The sequence below is a fragment of the Pantoea sp. PvP021 genome, from assembly GCF_054056055.1.
Map to the genome: position 1 here is coordinate 1 of NZ_JBSRXX010000011.1, position 18717 is coordinate 18717.

14 protein-coding genes and 1 pseudogene are annotated in these 18717 nt (G+C 55.7%); 2 read left to right on the plus strand and 13 right to left on the minus strand.

Going from position 1 to position 18717, the window contains the following annotated elements; all coding sequences use genetic code 11:
• Positions 1–345: 345 nt before the first annotated feature.
• Positions 346–1635 carry an MFS family transporter gene (locus ACVKSX_RS20900; RefSeq protein WP_010257813.1) on the plus strand — a complete coding sequence of 430 codons (1290 nt, stop codon included), beginning with the start codon at positions 346–348 and terminating at the stop codon, positions 1633–1635.
• Between the two features lie 9 nt (positions 1636–1644).
• Here the strand turns inward: ACVKSX_RS20900 and ACVKSX_RS20905 are convergent.
• From ACVKSX_RS20905 to trxC, 5 genes and pseudogenes are all read right to left on the minus strand, one after another.
• Positions 1645–1951: pseudogene (locus tag ACVKSX_RS20905) on the minus strand (YfiM family lipoprotein).
• A gap of 26 nt (positions 1952–1977) precedes the next feature.
• Positions 1978–3333, minus strand: coding sequence for a CDP-diacylglycerol--serine O-phosphatidyltransferase (gene pssA, locus ACVKSX_RS20910; RefSeq protein ID WP_022624062.1), 1356 nt, complete (start codon positions 3331–3333; stop codon positions 1978–1980).
• A 117-nt stretch (positions 3334–3450) separates the two neighbouring features.
• Positions 3451–6108, minus strand: coding sequence for a bifunctional acetate--CoA ligase family protein/GNAT family N-acetyltransferase (locus tag ACVKSX_RS20915; protein ID WP_010672150.1), 2658 nt, complete (start codon positions 6106–6108; stop codon positions 3451–3453).
• A 138-nt stretch (positions 6109–6246) separates the two neighbouring features.
• Positions 6247–6924, minus strand: a complete 678-nt coding sequence (locus tag ACVKSX_RS20920; protein WP_022624064.1) for a tRNA-uridine aminocarboxypropyltransferase — start codon at positions 6922–6924, stop codon at positions 6247–6249.
• Between the two features lie 81 nt (positions 6925–7005).
• Positions 7006–7425: a thioredoxin TrxC gene (gene trxC / locus ACVKSX_RS20925; RefSeq protein ID WP_010257800.1), complete on the minus strand. Its 420-nt coding sequence runs from the start codon at positions 7423–7425 to the stop codon at positions 7006–7008.
• A 159-nt stretch (positions 7426–7584) separates the two neighbouring features.
• On the opposite strand from trxC, the gene ACVKSX_RS20930 reads away from it, so the two are divergent.
• Complete coding sequence (locus tag ACVKSX_RS20930) at positions 7585–8766, plus strand: tRNA/rRNA methyltransferase (protein ID WP_354439562.1); 1182 nt, start codon at positions 7585–7587, stop codon at positions 8764–8766.
• Between the two features lie 36 nt (positions 8767–8802).
• Here ACVKSX_RS20930 and emrB read toward each other — a convergent pair whose 3' ends face one another.
• The 8 genes from emrB to nrdF all read right to left on the minus strand — a co-directional run bounded on the left by emrB (position 8803) and on the right by nrdF (position 18716).
• A complete protein-coding gene (gene emrB / locus ACVKSX_RS20935) occupies positions 8803–10338 on the minus strand; it encodes a multidrug efflux MFS transporter permease subunit EmrB (protein WP_010257793.1) in 1536 nt (511 codons plus the stop codon).
• A 16-nt stretch (positions 10339–10354) separates the two neighbouring features.
• Positions 10355–11527, minus strand: coding sequence for a multidrug efflux MFS transporter periplasmic adaptor subunit EmrA (emrA, locus tag ACVKSX_RS20940; protein WP_010257791.1), 1173 nt, complete (start codon positions 11525–11527; stop codon positions 10355–10357).
• 150 nt (positions 11528–11677) lie between these two features.
• The gene (mprA, locus tag ACVKSX_RS20945; RefSeq protein WP_003850381.1) at positions 11678–12208 is read right to left on the minus strand and encodes a transcriptional repressor MprA; all 531 of its coding nucleotides are present in this window, start codon (positions 12206–12208) and stop codon (positions 11678–11680) included.
• A gap of 302 nt (positions 12209–12510) precedes the next feature.
• Positions 12511–13698: an MFS transporter gene (locus ACVKSX_RS20950; protein ID WP_158149093.1), complete on the minus strand. Its 1188-nt coding sequence runs from the start codon at positions 13696–13698 to the stop codon at positions 12511–12513.
• A gap of 212 nt (positions 13699–13910) precedes the next feature.
• The gene (proX, locus tag ACVKSX_RS20955) at positions 13911–14909 is read right to left on the minus strand and encodes a glycine betaine/L-proline ABC transporter substrate-binding protein ProX (protein ID WP_010257785.1); all 999 of its coding nucleotides are present in this window, start codon (positions 14907–14909) and stop codon (positions 13911–13913) included.
• Between the two features lie 61 nt (positions 14910–14970).
• Positions 14971–16062: a glycine betaine/L-proline ABC transporter permease ProW gene (gene proW, locus ACVKSX_RS20960; protein ID WP_182504423.1), complete on the minus strand. Its 1092-nt coding sequence runs from the start codon at positions 16060–16062 to the stop codon at positions 14971–14973.
• The gene (proV, locus tag ACVKSX_RS20965; protein ID WP_010672155.1) at positions 16059–17255 is read right to left on the minus strand and encodes a glycine betaine/L-proline ABC transporter ATP-binding protein ProV; all 1197 of its coding nucleotides are present in this window, start codon (positions 17253–17255) and stop codon (positions 16059–16061) included. Before proV ends, proW begins: the two co-directional genes overlap by 4 nt.
• A gap of 501 nt (positions 17256–17756) precedes the next feature.
• Positions 17757–18716 (minus strand): class 1b ribonucleoside-diphosphate reductase subunit beta, encoded by a 960-nt coding sequence (gene nrdF, locus ACVKSX_RS20970; RefSeq protein WP_010257777.1) that lies wholly within the window; start codon positions 18714–18716, stop codon positions 17757–17759.
• Position 18717: the final 1 nt, after the last annotated feature.

Below are 18717 nucleotides of genomic sequence, written 5' to 3' on the forward strand. Positions count from 1 at the left end.
GAAGTGAAACGCCGTAGCGCCGATGGTAGTGTGGGGTCTCCCCATGCGAGAGTAGGGAACTGCCAGGCATCAAATAAGTGAAGAAGCCCCGCACGGAAGTGCGGGGCTTTTTTACGTCTGCACTTTGCCACGTTAAGCTGAAAATATGATCTGCAGGCACGCGGTATGTCACCCTTAACTCCCCATTCTCCACCTCTGAATGACCAGCAACCCGCTGATTTTTCGATAATTAGCGACATGGCTCACAATAATAATCTCGGATTACGCCGCCTTTACCTTCAGTAGACTTAAATGCTTTACTCACTCCTTTAAACGCTGTTGATCAGCAAGGAACAGAGGTAAGGCATGGCACCCACAAATAATAAAACTCAGACGGATGATACAAAGAAACGTATCTGGGCTATCGTCGGCGCGTCATCGGGTAACCTGGTTGAGTGGTTCGACTTCTACGTTTACTCCTTCTTCTCACTCTATTTTGCCCACATTTTCTTTCCGCAGGGCGATACCACCACTCAGTTGTTACAGACAGCGGGCGTTTTTGCGGCAGGATTTTTAATGCGTCCGATTGGCGGCTGGCTATTCGGCTATATCGGCGACAAACATGGCCGAAAAAATTCGATGCTGGTTTCGGTCTGCATGATGTGTTTTGGTTCGCTGGTGATCGCCTGCTTACCCGGTTACGCAACGATCGGCGTGGCTGCGCCCGTCATTCTGCTGCTGGCGCGTATGTTTCAGGGATTATCGGTGGGCGGAGAATATGGGACCAGTGCAACCTACATGAGCGAAGTGGCTCTGGAAGGACGCAAAGGATTCTACGCCTCATTCCAGTATGTCACGCTGATTGGTGGCCAGTTAGCGGCGGTACTCACCGTCGTGGTCCTGCAATTTCTGCTGACGGATGCAGAACTGCGAAGCTGGGGCTGGCGTATTCCGTTCTTCCTCGGCGCACTCCTCGCCGTTGTCGCATTATGGTTAAGACGCTCACTGGAAGAGACCTCAGATAAGACGAGCCGCGAACATCGCGATGCGGGTAGCGTAATCGGGTTACTGCGTAATCATACTCGTCCCTTCCTGATGGTGCTGGGTTTCACCGCAGGCGGCTCCCTGAGTTTTTACACCTTCACTACCTACATGCAGAAGTATCTGGTTAATACGTCAGGTATGGATCCTAAAACCGCCAGCGGCCTGATGACCGGTGCGCTGCTGGTCTTTATGCTGATTCAGCCGATTATCGGTGCCCTGTCAGATAAAATCGGTCGTCGCACCTCGATGATGATTTTTGGCGCGGGCGCGGCCATCTGTACGGTCCCCATTCTGACCCTGCTGCAAAACGTGCAAAGTCCCGGTGTGGCTTTCCTGTTAATCATGCTGGCGCTGCTGATTACCAGCTTCTACACCGCCATCAGTGGCATTCTTAAAGCAGAAATGTTTCCGCCACAGGTGCGCGCACTGGGTGTAGGACTATCTTACGCAGTAGCGAATGCGATCTTTGGTGGGTCGGCAGAGTATGTTGCGTTGCTGATGAAGCAGCAGGGGATTGAGACGACTTTCTTCTGGTATGTTTCAGCGATGGGCGCGGTGGCATTTCTGGTGTCGCTGTTGCTGCACAAGCGCGGTAAGGGGATTAAGCTTTAACAGAGAAAGCTACTGACTCAGATTCCACAGGGCAATGCCGCTGGCAGCACCGGCGGCATCCCAGGCGAAATCTTTCCAGCTCCAGCCGCTGCCATTCGGGCGGCTGTCATACCACTCTTTTCCCGCCCCAGGCGTTAATGAAAACAGTCTGGCTTTGCCGGTCAGAATGGTGCTGGCGCTGCCCATATTCACTGCCGGCAGCGGCCAGGACTGCAGAGGCGACAAAATGCTCCGCTTTATCCCGTCCGGTCTACTGATCTTTAGCCATATGGGCGCATCCACTACACAACAGCCCAGCAAGCAGCACACTTCGCATAGCAGATGCCTTATTGGCCGCAGCGATTAAAGAATCCGGCTGATCAGGCGATCGATACGTATCCGGCGCAGACGGCGAATCAGCTTGCGCACCTTGGCCGGGTAATCAGCAATACTTTCAAGCTCACGGAAATGCGTCACTACCGTCGTGTTATGCCGGATTAACGTCAGTTCCTTCTCACGCTGAGCCGCTAACTCCTGATGAGGATCGTGGATCAGCACCGCATTTTCCAGATCGAGCCGCCAGGCACGTGGATTGAGGTTATTACCGGTAATCAGCTGCCATTCGTCATCAACCCACATTCCTTTAAGGTGATAACTGTTCTCGCCATCCTTCCACAGTCTCACGACCAGCTGATCGGTCGTAACGTAGTAGTGCAAACGGCTCATAAAGCGACGCAGATTGATTTCATACAGGTAAGGCAGTGCGCCGATGATTTTGAACGGCTGATCGGGCGCAATATAGAAGTCATTGGCTGTTTTATCGCCGACGATGATCTCAACCTGTTTTCCCTGACGCAGAAGATGAATGATATTACGTACCAGCAAGGCGGGCATGTTGAAGTAGGGGGTACAGATGATCAGCTTCTGTTCCGCACAGGGCATCAGGTGGAAAATGGTTTTATTGAGCAGGCTATGCTTACCCAGACCGACCAGCGGCGTGACCGTCAGTTCATCGTTGCCGGCATTCCCTTCAAACTGATAATTGAAACCGCGCAGATCCTGACGGAACTGGCGTGTCTCATTTTTAATTTCAGGACTTGAGGGGCGCTCAGCAAAATCGAGTCGGTTTACCGCCTCTGCTGACTTCAGATTGAGCGTGATCCAGTCATACATCGTATCTGTCAGCTGGGAATTACGGATAACCTGATAACGGTCATAGCGATACTTATCATGCTGATGCAGGTAGACATCATTGATGCTGGCGCCGCTGTAGAGCAGCATATCATCAATAATGAACCCTTTAAGGTGGAGCACGCCCAGCGCTTCACGGGTATTGACCGGGATACCATAAACCGGGATGGCAATATCCGGATAACGTGTCGCCATTTCGCAATACCAGTCGGCATTGGTTACGCCTCGCGCTGCGCCAATTCGCCCACGCTGCGCACGGTGCCAGTCAACCAGAATCGAGATATCCAGCTCCGGCCGCGCCTGCTTCGCACTATAAAGCGCATCCATGACGGCACGTCCGGCGTCATCATTTTCCAGATAGAGCGCAACAATACAGATGCGAGTCTGCGCTGCAGCAATCTTCTCCAGCAACGTCTGGCGAAATTCGGCAGGCGAGTAAAGTGTCGACACATCCGCAACGGATTGTGACAGTTTCGGCAGCTGTGCGAGGTGTTGTTGGTGTTTGTTACGTTTAAATTTAGACAACATCACAGTGCACTTCTTCTCTGTTCATTGCATGGCCTTTTGCCATCAAATCAGGGTTATAACCACAAATAATAACATCAACTTCGCCGATTCGAACGTTTTTTACCTTTCTCTACAAGGTTAGTTGATCTCATTCTGTAAAGACAATTTCAGGCTGACAATACCGTCATCCAGTTGAATATCAACATGAAAGTTTAGCTTTCGTGCCAGCGTAATCATGCCGCGGTTATGGGGCATGGTGATACCGTTCAATTGTTGCAAGCCGTGATGCCGGGTATAGCGGATCATCTTTTCCAGCAGACGACGGCCCATGCCTAAGCCTTTCAGGTCGGAACGGACCAGCACCGAAAACTCCGCATCAATGTTATCTGCATCAGAGATAGCCCGGGTGACGCCGATGATCTCGGATCGTCCATGATGCTGACGTACCGCCACAATCGCCATCTCGCGGTCATAATCGATCTGGGTCATGTTGGCGAGATCATCATGAGTAAACTCACTAATTTCACTGAAGTAGCGGTAGTAGAGATCTTCTTTGGTGACCTGACTGATGAAATCGCGCAGCAGAGGCTCATCCTCTGGCAGAATGGGCCGGAACAGGCAGAATTGCCCATCCTTTAACTCTACCTGCTCTTCCAGATGCTGAGGATAAGGACGTATTGCCAGCCGTGCTTCGTTATCGCCGTGGAATGGAGCCAGCGTCAGGGTGACATCCAGCAGGGTAAAATCATTGCCCGCCGCCAGCAGCGGATGAATATCCAGTCGCTGGATCTCCGGGCAATCCACCACCAGGTTAGAGACCTGCACCAGCAGCTGGCTTAAACCGGGGATATCCAGCGGATTCAGCGCGCTGCGGCTGCGGATTTTTCCGCTCTTGATCGCCTGAATCACCAGATAGCGTGCCAGCGTCATATTCAGCGGGGGGAGGGCAACGGCAGCCTGTTTATCGGCCTGCCATTCAACGCCGCCTTCCCCCAGCATAATGATCGGGCCAAACAGGGCATCCTGTTCGACCACGACCCGCAGCTCCTGTGCGCCTGCACGACTCGCCATGCTCTGAACCAGCAGCCCTTCGATACGTGCCTGCGGCAACGTCTGTTTTACCCGATCAAAAATGGCCTCAGCGGCATGCTCCACTTCGCTGGCATTACGCAGGTAGAGCATCACGCCCTGCACCTCCGATTTATGCGCGATATCGGGTGAACGCAATTTTAGCGCCACCGGATAGCCAATCTGATCGGCAATCGCCACTGCCGCCTTACTGTCGCTGGCGATCCAGGTCGGCAGCGTGGCCAGGCCGTAAGCCTGCAACACCGGCTGCACTTCGTGGGTATCCAGCGCGGTAACACCACGCTCCAGCGCCTGTGACAGCAGCTGGTGTGCATGAGCGCTATCCAGGTTCAGGGTGGCGGGCAGGGCAGGGGTTTCGCGCAGCTGCTTCTGGTTACGGCGGTACTCAACCTGATGCATAAAGGCGGTCACTGTTCCCTCTGGCGTGCGCCAGGTCGGTATGCCCGCCTGCGTAAAGGCTCGGCGCGCGGCTTGTGAAGAGAACTCGCCGCTCCAGTTGGTCAGCAGCGTCACCAGCTTACCGCGCGGGTGACGGGCGATGGTGTCGATCAGATGTCCGGCCGTTTCAGTCGCGGGCGCGACCGCGCTTGGCGCATGAATAATCATCAATGCATCAAGTTCATGGCTGTCGAGCAGGATCTCTGTGCAGGCGGCATAACGTTCTGCTGTGGCGTCATCTTTTAAATCCAGCGGGTTGCCGCGGCCTGCGCCAGCGGGCAACAGCGCCTCGAGCTGCTGAATCGTCTGCTCGCTGAGCTGCGCCAGTTTCCCGTTGCGGGCATAGAGCTCATCCAGCGCCAGCGCGGCGGGGGCGGCACCATTACTGATGATCATCAGCCTGTCGCCACGCAGCGGCCGCATATGACTCAGCGACTCAACGGCGGAGAAGAGCTCATGGGTATCCTGCACCCGCAGTAACCCGGCACGCTGAATGGCTGCATCCCAGGCGGCGTCCAGACCGCTGTGGGTGCCCAGCAGCGCCTGTGCTTCCCGGCTGCGACCACTCTTGATCACCAGAATCGGTTTATTACGAGAGGCGCTGCGTGAGGCAGAAACAAAACGACGCGCATCGCTGAGGTGCTCAAGATAGAGCAGGATAGCGCTGGTTTTACCGTCGCGAGCCAGGAAGTCGAGCAGATCATCGACATCGGTATCCAGACTGTCACCCAGCGCGATAAACCAGGAGAATCCGAGATTACGCTGCTGCGCCCAATCGAGAATGGTGTTGGATACGGCGGCGGACTGGGAGATAAATGCGATACGGCCTTTCTCTATCGGCACTGGCGAGAAGCTGGCATTCAATCCCTGCCAGGGGGCCAGCAGGCCAAGACTGTTCGGTCCCAGCAGACGTATCTGCCACTGGCTGGCGCAGGCTTTGAGTTCAGCCGACTGGCTGGCGGGCGCAGAAAGAATAATGCAGGCCTTGCAGCCTTTCTCCCCGAGCTGTTGCAGCAGTTCGAGGTTACGTTTTGAATGGGTGCAGATTACTGCCAGGTCTGGCGCGAAAGGTAAGCTGTCGATAGTGGGCCAGGCCAGTACGCCGCTGACCGCTTTATATTTCGGCGTCACCGGCAACACCGGGCCGCTAAAACCGCCCGCCAGCAGGTTACGCATCATAAAGTATCCGGCGCGCCCTGGCGTGACCGAGGCACCAATCACCGCAATTGATTTAGGTCGTAACAGCGCTTCCAGTCCGCGTTGGCTCATCTCGCTCTCCAGAGTTCGGGATTTGCGTGATTGTAAACGCTTTTTGCTGGCAGTGCTTCCGGGCAGATCGCAGGCTGCGCATTCCGATTTTAATCTCTGTCAGCGCAGGGACGCTCCCGCCAGGAGGTGACTGGGCGATTAAACCTGTCCGGCGTGGTGCGGTTTCCCTGCCAGGTAGGCCGCGCGGAACTGATCAAAATGGTGAGATAACGCCTCAGCTGCTAGCCGATCGCCCGCCTGCGCCAGCAGCGCCGCGGCCACTTCAGCAGTACAGTGCTGACCTGCGCCGTGGGCTTCACGCAGCGTATAGCGCGACGGGGTACTGACATCCAGCGACATCACCGGCAGGGCGTCGAGCCAGGGGCTTTTACGGAACATTTTGCGGGCTTCGGTCCAGGTGCCGTCCAGCATAATAAACAGCGGCGGCTTGCCACTGACGGGCGGCGTTGTCAGCACTTCGCGACCGGGGTCGGCATAAGCGGCCGGGAAAACCACCAGCGGCTGATAATCGGGATTGCGCACCGCCGCCAGCAGCAGCGGATCCGGCTCGGTGCGTGACCAGCCAAAAGCCTGGGTATCCGGCAGAATATCGGCAATCAGCCGGCCGGTGTTGCTCGGCTTCATCGGCTCGGTATCGAACATCACCAGGCAGAAGCGGCTACGGGCGGACTGCGGCACGATCTGACTGCAGAGACAGTTGACCTCTGGCAGCAGGCAGCCCTGACAGCGGATGACCCGGTTCCCGCGTGCGAGGAAAGGACGAGTGGATCGGGCAAGGCGTTGGGTGCGCAAGCGCAAAACAGCATTATCAGACATGAGTATTCAGGGCAGGAAAAACGTCAGTGTAATCGAAGCGCAGGCGAAAAGGAAAAGGCCAGCCAGGCTGGCCTCTGAAGATTAAAGTGACTCATCCAGCCATTCATTGAAAGGCGCTTTGGGCATCGCGCCATTCAGCATGTCGACCCGTTCGCCGTTCTTAAACAGCATGATGGTCGGGATACTGCGAATGTTGAAACGGGCGCTCAGGGCCGGTTCCGCTTCGGTGTTCACTTTAATAAAGCGGACTTTACCGCTGCGTTCACTGGCGACATCTTTAAACACCGGCGCAAAATTGACACAGGGACCACACCAGGGCGCCCAGAAATCGATCACCACCGGCAGATCATCCTGCAGATATTTGTCAAAGTTAGCGCTGGTGGCATTCACCACTTCGCCATCAAATAACGCATTTCCACAGCGACCACATTTCGCCACGTCGGCAAGGCGTTCTTCAGGAACGCGATTGGTTGCCTGACAGGAAGCGCATACCGTATTCATAGGAACCTCTGATGTTGAAAAGTGTCAGTCTGATAAATATTGTTCATTATGAAAGGGGACGGATTCCCTCTCAATCTGGATTGCTCTATAGGTTCAATAGTTGATAGCTAAGCGCCAGCACATCAGGTAATCTGCGCGCTCTCAATGCAGGAGGAAGACATGAACGACGAATTTAAAGGCAAGAGCGGTAAGGTTAAGGTGATGTACGTGCGTGGCGAGGACGATAAAAGCGCGCGCGCGCCTAATCCTCGTACAGGCAAAGGTGGTCACGCTGCTGCCCGTTCGGATGATAATCGTCGTTCGTCTGGCCCCCGTACTGAACGCAGTCAGGAAGGTGGTCGCTCCGCTGGCCGTCGCAGCGACGACACCGGTCGCAGCAGTTCACCGCGTCGTGATGAAGGCGGACGTGGCGCTCCACGCCGTTCAGAAGATGGCGCAGGCCGCCGCAACGATCGTGGCGATGATAATCGCGGCGCCTATGGCAGCAGCGATTCCCCATGGCGCACCGTGTCTCGCGCGCCATCAGCAGATCGTCCGGCAACCGAAAGCGATAAGCCGGATCACGGCGGCATCAGCGGCAAGAGCTTCGTCGATCCCGAGCAGATCCGTCGTCAGCGTAACGAAGAGACGCGCGTCTATGGTGAGAACGCCTGTCAGGCGCTGTTCCAGAGCCGTCCTGAAGCGATTGTTCGCGCCTGGTTCGTGCAGGAAGTGACACCGCGTTTCCGCGAAGCGCTACGCTGGCTGGCGGCTAACCGCAAAGCCTATCACGTCGTGGAAGATGCTGAGATTACCAAAGCGTCAGGCACTGAGCATCATGGTGGCGTCTGCTTCCTGATCAAAAAGCGCATGGGTATGGCGGTTTCTGAATGGCTGAGCCAGGCGAATACCAAAGATTGCGTGCTGGCACTGGAAGATGTCAGCAACCCGCATAACCTCGGCGCGATTATGCGCAGCTGCGCGCACTTTGGCGTAAAAGGTTTGCTGGTGAACGACGCCTCACTGCTGGAGTCCGGCGCAGCGGTACGTACCGCAGAAGGCGGTGCTGAGCATGTGCAGGCCATCAGCGGCGCAACCTTCAGTGAAGGTCTGGAAGCGTTCCGTAAAGCGGGTTACACCATCGTCACCACCTCCAGCCATCAGGGCACGCCGCTGGCGCAGGCTCAGCTGCCGGAGAAAATGGTGCTGGTGTTAGGGCAGGAGCGTGAAGGTCTTTCTGATACCGCGTTCAAACAGGGTGACATGAGCTTGTCGATTGGCGGCACCGGCAACGTAGAAAGCCTTAACGTCTCGGTCGCAACCGGCGTACTGCTCGCCGAATGGTGGCGTCAGAACGCATAAAAAAACGGGCCGAAAGGCCCGTTTTGCTGTGTCACATCAGTGCGCGCCACCGCCACCGCCGCCTGCGCTAAACGGCGGACGGGCAAACCAGATCAGCACCAGCAGAATCAAAAAGACCCCCGCCGACGCCCAGAAAATTTCATTCGCTGAAATAATCAGTCCCTGATTGGTAATCTGCTGCGCGATCCAGGCCGACGCCTGCTGCTGCGTCATCCCCATGCTCTCCAGCTGGCTATACATCTGCTGAGAATTGACGTTGTACGGGGTGATCGACTCCGTCAGGTAGCTATGATGCATCGACTCGCGGTTACTCCACATAGTGGTGGTAATCGACGTTCCCACCGAGCCTGCAAAGGTACGCATAAAGTTCGACAGGCTGGAGGCAGCGGCCATGCGCTCCGGCGGCAGTCCCGACAGCGTAATGGTGGTCAGCGGCATAAAGAAGCAGGCCACGGCAAAGCCCTGAATAAACTGCGGCCAGGCTGAGGCACCAAAGTCCATTCCCGGTTCAAACGTATACGCGCGCCAGTAGAAGCAGACGGCATACATAATGAAGCTGAACGTGACCAGCCGTCGCATGTCGAGCTTATGGGCAAAGCGTCCGATGATCGGCGACAGGATCACCGGCAAAATGCCCACTGGCGCAGACGCCAGACCGGCCCAGGTTGCGGTGTAGCCGTAGACCTCCTGCAGCAGCTGCGGCAACAGAACAATCGAGCCGAAGTAGAGCATATAAGCCAGACTGATCGACAGGCAGCCAATGGTGAAGTTGCGCGACTTAAACAGCGACAGATCTATGATCGGGTGATCGTCAGTCAGCTCCCACACCAGCAGGACTGACAGCGCAATCACGGCCACTACCCCGAGCACGATGATCTCGGACGAGTTAAACCAGTCGAGCTCCTTTCCGCGATCCAGCATCACCTGCAAACAGCCGATCCCCACCACCAGCAGCACCAGCCCGACCATATCGATCCGCCGGATTTCGGTTTTGGTTTCCCGGCCGCGCAGGGTTTGCAGCGTCAGTATTACCACCGCCACACCAATGGGCACGTTGATAAAGAAGATCCAGCCCCAGTGATAGTTATCGCTGATCCAGCCGCCCAGTATCGGGCCACAGATTGGGGCGACGATCACCGTCATCGCCCACAGCGACAGCGCAACACTGCGCTTGGCGGGCGGATAGTTGTTGAGCAGCAGACTTTGCGACAGCGGGATCAAGGGACCCGCGACGATCCCCTGAATGACGCGGAAGAAGATCAGCATCTCCAGGCTGTCTGACATGCCGCACGCCCAGGAGGCGATAGCAAACAGAATGGTCGACCAGGTAAAGAGCTTCACTTCACCGATGCGTTTTGCCAGCCAGCCGGTCAGCGGGATCGAGATCGCATTGGCCACACCAAACGAGGTGATCACCCAGGTTCCCTGGGAGTTCGACGCCCCCAGATTACCGGCAATCGTAGGGATAGCCACGTTGGCGATGGTCGAGTCCAGAACCTGCATGAACGTCGCCAGCGATAGCGCAATGGTCATCAGGACCAGCGGCATTCCTTCAAGCGGTTTTTGTGCCATTACAGCCTCCGCGTCATCATCCGGCGTTGGCGCGGACGATATCGGTGATCAGCTGATTGACCGGCGCAAGGTCAATCGCCAGTGCGTTGCTGCTGTAAGCGGCTTGCTGACGGGCGCTGGTGGCCAGCGCGCTGCCCTCTTTGCTGGTGGTATCGATTTTAACCAGCGTTGAGAGGCCAATACGCAGCGGATGTCTGGCGATATCTTCCTGATTCAGTTCGATACGAACTGGCAGGCGCTGAACCACTTTGATCCAGTTACCGGTGGCATTCTGTGCCGGCAACAGTGAGAAGGCGCTGCCGGTGCCCATATCCAGTCCTGCAACTTTGCCCTGATAAACCACTTCGTCACCGTAGATGTCGGCAACCACGGTGACAGGCTGACCAATACGAACGCCAGCCAGCTGGGTCTCTTTAAAGTTGGCATCGACCCACAGATTCGTTGCAGGCACGACGGCGAGCAGCGGGGTGCTGGTGGAGATTTGCGAACCGACCTGCACGCTGCGACGGGAGACAAAACCATCCATCGGGCTACGGATTTCGGTGCGCTGCAGCGCCAGCCAGGCGTCACGCAGCTCAGCCGCGCTCTGTTGCACGGCAGGCTGATTTTCCAGTGAGGTGTTGAGGATCATCGCCTGATTCGCATTGTATTGCTGAATCGCCACGTCCAGTTGTGCTTTGGCCGTCGCGACGGCATCGCGGGCGTGCTGCAACTCTTCACGGCCAATCAGATTAGCCGCGCCTAACGGCTCACGGCGTTTCAGGTCGGCCTGTGCCTGCGCCAGAGCGGTCTGTTGCAAGGTAATGCTGGCCTGATACTGTTTGCCATTAATCATCAGCTGATGCGTCTGACGCACGCTGGTGGCGAGTGCCGTCTGCGCTTTTTCAAACGCCTGCTCCGCATCCGTCTTATCCAGTGAAACCAGCACATCGCCTTTTTTGACGAAATCGGTATCTTCAAACCAGACTTTATTCACGCTACCGGAGACCTGTGCCATCACCTGCACCTGGTTACCCGCAACGTAGGCGTCATCCGTTTCCTGAAAATGGCGCAGGACCAGGAACCAGTAAACTCCCCAGGCAATACCAATCAGCACAAAGATCAACGCCAGCACGATGAGCACACTTTTGCGCTTCTTCTTTTTGTTGGCTGACGGTTGCGGGCTTTGTGCTTCTGCCGTTGCACTCATGTCTTTCTCCACGTTTTCCATTTAGTCGGGCGGCAGAAATCCCTTTTCGCCAGCGCCCGAGTCGAAAAAGCCAGCGACTGAGCGCTGGCCAGATAAAAAAGGAAATTAAAATAACGATTCCGACAGGTGATTGTGTCGCACTTATTGCTATTAGCGGGAAAGCGAGGCGATCAGCTGATCTTCATCCATTTTATCAAGACGATTAAGTAGCTTACGGGTGATGCCTTCCAGCTGCGACTTCTCATCGACGGAGAGCGACGACCACAGGTACTGCAGGCTCTGATGCTGAGGTGGCAGCAGCTGACGCAGGAACTCCATCCCTTTATCGGTCAGATGCAGGTGCAGGCAGCGACGGTCGTGATCGCTTTCGCGACGCTCAATCCAGCCGCGCTTTTCCAGTTCATCAGCAATGCGCGTGGCATTGGTACGTGAAGAGCCAAGGGCAGAGCTGAGCTCAGAGGGCTGAATACTATGGTTTTCCTGTGCATCCAGCGTAATCAACGCCATGAACAGGGTTTCATTAATACCCTGTGCTTTCAGCATCTTATTGCGGTTGTCCAGCAGTTTACCCTGCATATGCATACAGAGACGCGTCAGAATAATTTCCTGCAACGGAAAATCCTTATGGCGATTGGCACGGATGTTTAGCATCTGCTCAATGGGAGTAAACGAACTTTCCATTAAAAAAAACCTCACTAATTGCAACTTGTATAATAACTATGGTGACAGGATAAGCGTAGTCACTTTTTGGCAGGTGATCGCTGACAGAATCACTATTCACCATCAAAGGTATTCCAGGCCATTCCCTGGCCCTGGGTCAAAAACCCGTACGTCCGGCGGCAGCCGCTGTGCCGGAACGTGATCAAAAAGGGGGCAAATTTAATAATATCGCGGGGAAAAATAACTGAAGTGAATAGGTTTGCTACTAACCATAACAAACCTAACCATTTGTGACCAGACGCAATGCGCTGTCCGGCCAGGCTTCAGTTGATTTTTTCCGGCTCAAAGCGCGATCCGGCTGCCCAAATCAGCAGATTAACCACAGTCAGCAGCGCGCCAGCGCCACAGACGCCATACCAGCCCCAAAGATGGTAAGCGGTCGCGGAGAGCAGTGAGCCGGCCGCGCCACCCATAAAGTAGCTGGTCATGTAACCGGCATTAAGACGGTTCCGCGCCTCCGGCATCTGCGTGTAGATCACGCTTTGATTGGTGATATGGACGGCCTGTACCGCCAGATCCAGCAGCAGGATGCCGACGATCAGCGGCGCAAGCTGCTCCGCGCCCCACGCAATGGCGGCCCACGACAGCAGCATAAGCAGCAGGCCCAGTCGGGTGGTCAGCTTCGCTTTACCCTTGTCAGCCAGCGCGCCCGCCTGACGTGCGGCCAGCGCACCCGCGGCACCGACCAGCCCCAGCAAGCCAATCTCGCCCTCTGAGAAGTGATAGGGCGCCCCGGCGAGCAGAAAGGCCATTGAGGTCCACAGCAGGCTGAAATTGGCAAAGGAGAGGCAGCCGGTCCAGGCGCGGGTGCGGAGCACCCGATTACCCGCATACAGGCGAAAGATGGAGGCCAGCAGTTGCGGATAGCTCATGGGCACGGACTGTTTCACGCGCGGCAGCGATCGCCACAGCGCCAGGGCCATCACCACCATCAGCAGGCTGGCAGTCCAGTAAACGGTACGCCAGCCGCCAAGCTGCGCCAGGCCGCCTGCCACGGTGCGCGCCAGCAGAATCCCCAGCAGCAAACCGCTCATTACCGTTCCCACTATTTTGCCGCGCCGCTCCGGCTCTGCCAGCGTGGCGGCCAGCGGCACCAGGATTTGTGCGGCGACCGAGAACAGGCCGGTCATCACCGTGCCCAGCAGTAAAAAGAGAAAGGAGTGCGAAAGGGCGATAATCACCATGCCCGCAGCAGCCAGCAGGATCATCGTAACAATCAGGCTGCGTCGTTCAAACCGATCGCCAAGCGGCACCAGCAGCAGCAGACCGCAGGCGTAGCCCAGCTGCGCCGTGGTGACAATAAATCCGGCGAGGCTGACAGAGAGATCAAACTGTTGAGCGATGGTATTCAGTAGTGGCTGAACGTAGTAATTACTGGCTACGCAGAGGCCGGTTGCTACTGACATCAGCATTACTAAAGCAGGCGTCAGACCCTGGCGAGTCGCATTCATAAACAGCATCGGTCGCTAATAATCATTTGAGGTTAATAGTAACTCAAAAAACTATTTCACACGCATGTTTATTAACAGGCCATACCAGTCGGGAAAGCAGGCATAAAAAAAGGGCAGAAAAATTTCTGCCCTCAGATAACTGCCCGACTAAAAGCGTATGCTCACTGAGCCAGCACTTTTATCAACCACCCTGAGGCGGAAATGTTTTCATGTTATTGCGCGGCGGCCTGCGCCTCGCTGATCCATTTATCGAACTCAGCCTGATGCGCCTTAATCCAGCCATCCACATGACGGTTAATCGCCTCTTCTGAGTTTTGTCCGGCATGCATTGCTGAGTTTTCAGCATTGATATCGGTAATGGGCAGCTTCATGACCGCAAACAGACGGGCAGCCGCCGGGTTTTTCGCCGCCCAGGCTTTGTTGGCGACGATGTGCATGGTGTTAACCGGGAAACCGTAGTTCGCGCCGTTTGGCAGCTTAGTATCCACATCCTTCTGTTCGCCAGGCAGCGAAGAGAACGGCACCTGCAGCCAGACCACATCGCGGCCCGGCTTCAGCACATCGCTCAGCCAGTAGGGCGTCCAGGTGTAATAAAGGATCGGTTTACCCTGCTTGTAGCGTGCCAGCGTATCCGCCACCATCGCCGAATAGTTACCCATATTGGCGGTTACGGTATCACTAAGACCGAAGGCGCTGTTCTGATGATTAATCACCGCTTCACAGCCCCAGCCTGGCGTACAGCCGGTCATATCCGCTTTGCCATCGCCGTTGGCGTCAAACAGGCTGGCGATCTTAGGATCTTTCAGCTGTTCGATATTGGTAATGTGATATTTCTCGGCGGTCTTCTTATCAATCAGATAACCCTGGGCGGCACCGGTAACGTAGGTTCCCTGACGATAGAGCTTCTGATCGCCACCGGCGGCTTTGTACATGTCGTCATGCAGCGGCTGCCAGTTCACCGCGGTAAAGGTGGCGTCGCCAGCGGCGATAGAGGTGTAGCCAACGTTGTAATCCACTTCACTCGGCTTGCTGACCTGATAGCCGAGTTTTTCCAGCGCGCGGCTGACAATCAGGGTCTGAAAAGTCTCTTCAGCGATAGTGCTCTGTATGGGTTGTACCGTAATACCTTTGCCCGGCAGATCGGCAGCGGAGACGTGTGAAACGGCCAGCGTGGTTACCACGGCGGCGAGCAGAGAGGCTCTGTTGCGCATAGTCATTCCTTATTTCAGATGTCGCGTCAGGATGGGCGGCGCGCAGGCACCGCCCGACAGATTATTTTTTACGCGAAGGAGAGAAGATCAGGCCCAGCGGGCCGGTGTGATACCAGTGACGATTACCGCGGCTGCGGCTATCGCGACCAAACGATTGGGTCAGGCGGTCAAGGATAATGGCAAGGATCACAATCCCCACACCACCCACCGTAGCCAGCCCCATATCGAGACGGCCAATACCGCGCAGAACCATCTGACCGAGTCCGCCCACGGCGATCATCGAGGCGATCACCACCATCGACAGCGCCAGCATCAGGGTCTGATTGACGCCCGCCATAATGGTGGGCATCGCCAGCGGCAACTGCACTTTGAATAGCAGCTGACGCGGACTGGCACCAAAGGATTCGCTCGCTTCGATCAGATCGGCGGGCACCTGCTTAATGCCGAGAATAGTCAGACGCACAATCGGTGGCAGGGCGAAGATAATCGTGACCACCACGCCTGGCACGTTGCCGATACCAAACAGCATCACAATCGGCACCAGATAGACAAAGGCGGGTGTTGTCTGCATCGCATCCAGCAAGGGGCGTACGATACGCGCTGCCCGTTCACTGCGGGCCAGCCAGATCCCCAGCGGCAGGCCGATGAGAATGCAGAACATTAGTGCGGTAAGCACCAGCGCCAGCGTGACCATCGCCTGCGACCAGGCGCCAATTGCGCCAATCACGATCAGCGATACCAGCGTGGCGATGCCCATGGCGGGTGTCGCGATCTGCCAGGCGATCAGCGCAAACACCAGAATCGCTACCGGCGCGGGCATCCCCAGCAACAGCTGCTGAAAGGCGCTGAGAATATAGTCAACCGGTACCCGGATACCCTGAAACAACGGGCGGAAATGGTTGACCACCCAGTCGATACCGGTGGTCACCCAGTGATCAAGCGGGATCCAGGTTTTGTGGAACGGATCCATGATATTGAAATGTTCCGGCGCGGGCGCGGGGGCGCTGTTGAGCCAGTCACTGCTGCTGGCTGCATCGGGTGTCGCGCTGCCATCGGGCGTGCCCCAGGCATCGGCACCGCCGCTGCTGGTGGGCGCAGCCTGACTGCTGGCGGCGTTGCCGCTATCCCACGGATTGGTGGTTTCCTGACTCATGGCTGGGCTCCTTCACGATCTAACGCGCGCAATAGCGTGCTTTTGGAAATGATACCGACATACTGATTCTCCTCGCCGACCACTGGCACCGCACAGGGCGCCTGAGCGACGTGCGAGAGCAGATCGCTCAGTGAGGTATCGGCGGGCACCGCGGCTGGCGAGTCGAGAAGGGCGCTATCGAGTCCCAGACCTGCTGCCAGCGCGGCTTTCAGCGAGTCGGTGGAGACCACGCCAAGAAACTTCTGTTTCTCCAGCACGTAACCGTAGTCGCGGTCTTCATCCTGCAGCAGCTTAATGGCGGAGCGCGGGCCGAAACCTGGCGCTTTGCGGATCAACGCTCCCGCGCTACGACGGGCGATATCTTTGGCGCTGAATACATGGCTGATATCGACGCCACGGAAAAAGGTGCGGACATAGTCATTGGCTGGGTTATTCAGGATTTCATCCGGCGTACCAACCTGTATCACTTCGCCGCCCTGCATAATGGCAATACGGTCGCCAATACGCATCGCTTCATCAAGATCGTGGGAAATAAAGACGATGGTGCGCTGATGCCTGGCTTGTAAATTAACCAGCTCATCCTGCATTTCAGTACGAATCAACGGATCCAGAGCGGAGAAGGCCTCATCCATTAATAAGATGTCGGGATTGATGGCCAGTGCGCGGGCTAATCCGACGCGCTGCCGCATCCCTCCGGAAAGTTCATCCGGGTAAGCGTGCGCATAATTCTCCAGCCCGACCTGACGTAACGCTTCCAGTGCTTTTTCCTGGCGTTCAGCCAGTGCGACTCCCGCTAATTCCATGCCAAATGCCGTATTATTTAATACATTCATGTGCGGCATCAAAGCAAATGACTGGAATACCATACTGATTTTATTTCTGCGCACGTCACGCAGTTCGCTGGCTGATATTTTGGCAATATCGACACCGTCAATAATCACCTGGCCGCGCGTCGGCTCTATCAGACGATTGAGAAGGCGAACCATGGTCGATTTTCCTGAACCGGATAACCCCATGATGACGAATATCTCGCCTTCTTCAATGGCCAGACTGGCGTTCTTTACACCAAGAGAGAGCCCTGTCTTCTCAAGAATGACATCTTTGGTCGCACCCTTTTCAATATATTTAAACGCGCGATCCGGATTGTCGCCAAATATCTTATAGAGATTTTTTACTTCGAGCTTAATAGCCATGCAGTCATTAAATCCTGGTTGAAATATCTAATATTATCCTGTCGTTCCCGCTGAAATTTAAGCAGGCCATACCGTAGCACACTGACGTTATCTGACAACCCTGAAGTGGAATATTGACCGGCCGCGGGACATTCAGATACCGATTATCTTCAGTGCTCGCAAGGGATAAGCGTGGATTAATTTTTTGTGAAATCATTGGCGGGTTTTTGGCATTTCAGCCGATTTGCCGCGTGAAAGGGAGAAAAACAAGCGTCACCAGGGTGAAATATTACGGAAATAATGGATTCCGATGCAGGGAAATAATCACGCCTGAAACGATCGGGTTCAGTGGAATAATTGGTCGAAAAAAAAGGAAATGCGGGGAGGGGCAGAATCAACAAACGGTGAAATAGTCAGGCTGTGTTGCAGTAATATTTTTTTCTTATGATTAGATGGAATGGCGCGGCTGACACGGCACTGCCAGTGAAAACCGGATGCTGACAAAACAGCACCCGGTAACCCTCAGAAATTCCAGTCCTCGTCTTCGGTTTCGACCGCTTTTCCCATCACATAGGAGGAGCCTGAACCGGAGAAGAAGTCGTGGTTTTCGTCGGCGTTGGGCGACAGAGCCGACAGAATGGCCGGATTCACCGCTGTCAGCTCCGCCGGGAACAGCGCCTCATAGCCCAGATTCATCAACGCTTTGTTGGCGTTGTAGTGCAGGAAGGTTTTCACCTCCTCTACCCAGCCGACATCGGCATAGAGCGCCTCGGTATAAGCCACTTCGTTCTCATACAGCGCCAGCAGCAGATCATAGGCGAACTGCTGCAGCTCTTCGCGGCGCAGATCGTCAGCGGCAGCCAGCGCCTGCTGATATTTGTAACCGATGTAGTAACCGTGCACCGCCTCATCGCGAATAATCAGGCGAATCAGGTCAGCGGTGTTGGTCAGCTTGCCACGGCTCGACCAGTACATCGGCAGCCAGAAGCCGGAATAGAACAAAAACGACTCCAGGAAAACGCTGGCGATCTTCTTCTTCAGCGGATCATCGGCCTGGTAGTGTTCCAGGATGATGCGCGCCTTGTTCTGCAGCGGCGCATTCTCTTCGCTCCACTGATAAGCGGCATCCACATCCTGGGTGTTACACAGGGTTGAGAAGATCGAACTGTAGGAGCGGGCATGCACCGCTTCCATAAAGCTGATATTCGACAGCACCGCCTCTTCATGCGGGGTAATGGCATCTTCCATCAGCCCCGGCGCGCCGATCACGTTCTGGATGGTGTCAAGTAGCGTCAGGCCGGTGAACACCCGGATGGTCAGCTGCTGCTGCTGTTTATCCAGCGTCTGCCAGCCGGGCAGATCGTTGGAGAGCGGCACTTTCTCCGGCAGCCAGAAGTTGCTGGTGAGACGATTCCACACTTCAAGATCTTTGTCATCCTGAATGCGGTTCCAGTTAATTGCCTGAATCTGTTTTAGTTTCATC

Coding starts and splice junctions, on each gene's coding strand:
- pssA (WP_022624062.1), bottom strand. CDS start 3,333: ATGTTGTCTAAATTTAAACGTAACAAACACCAACAACACCTCGCACAG.
- trxC (WP_010257800.1), bottom strand. CDS start 7,425: ATGAATACGGTATGCGCTTCCTGTCAGGCAACCAATCGCGTTCCTGAA.
- emrB (WP_010257793.1), bottom strand. CDS start 10,338: ATGGCACAAAAACCGCTTGAAGGAATGCCGCTGGTCCTGATGACCATT.
- emrA (WP_010257791.1), bottom strand. CDS start 11,527: ATGAGTGCAACGGCAGAAGCACAAAGCCCGCAACCGTCAGCCAACAAA.
- proV (WP_010672155.1), bottom strand. CDS start 17,255: ATGGCTATTAAGCTCGAAGTAAAAAATCTCTATAAGATATTTGGCGAC.
- nrdF (WP_010257777.1), bottom strand. CDS start 18,716: ATGAAACTAAAACAGATTCAGGCAATTAACTGGAACCGCATTCAGGAT.
- ACVKSX_RS20920 (WP_022624064.1), bottom strand. CDS start 6,924: ATGTCTGATAATGCTGTTTTGCGCTTGCGCACCCAACGCCTTGCCCGA.
- mprA (WP_003850381.1), bottom strand. CDS start 12,208: ATGGAAAGTTCGTTTACTCCCATTGAGCAGATGCTAAACATCCGTGCC.
- ACVKSX_RS20900 (WP_010257813.1), top strand. CDS start 346: ATGGCACCCACAAATAATAAAACTCAGACGGATGATACAAAGAAACGT.
- proX (WP_010257785.1), bottom strand. CDS start 14,909: ATGCGCAACAGAGCCTCTCTGCTCGCCGCCGTGGTAACCACGCTGGCC.
- ACVKSX_RS20915 (WP_010672150.1), bottom strand. CDS start 6,108: ATGAGCCAACGCGGACTGGAAGCGCTGTTACGACCTAAATCAATTGCG.
- proW (WP_182504423.1), bottom strand. CDS start 16,062: ATGAGTCAGGAAACCACCAATCCGTGGGATAGCGGCAACGCCGCCAGC.
- ACVKSX_RS20950 (WP_158149093.1), bottom strand. CDS start 13,698: ATGAATGCGACTCGCCAGGGTCTGACGCCTGCTTTAGTAATGCTGATG.
- ACVKSX_RS20930 (WP_354439562.1), top strand. CDS start 7,585: ATGAACGACGAATTTAAAGGCAAGAGCGGTAAGGTTAAGGTGATGTAC.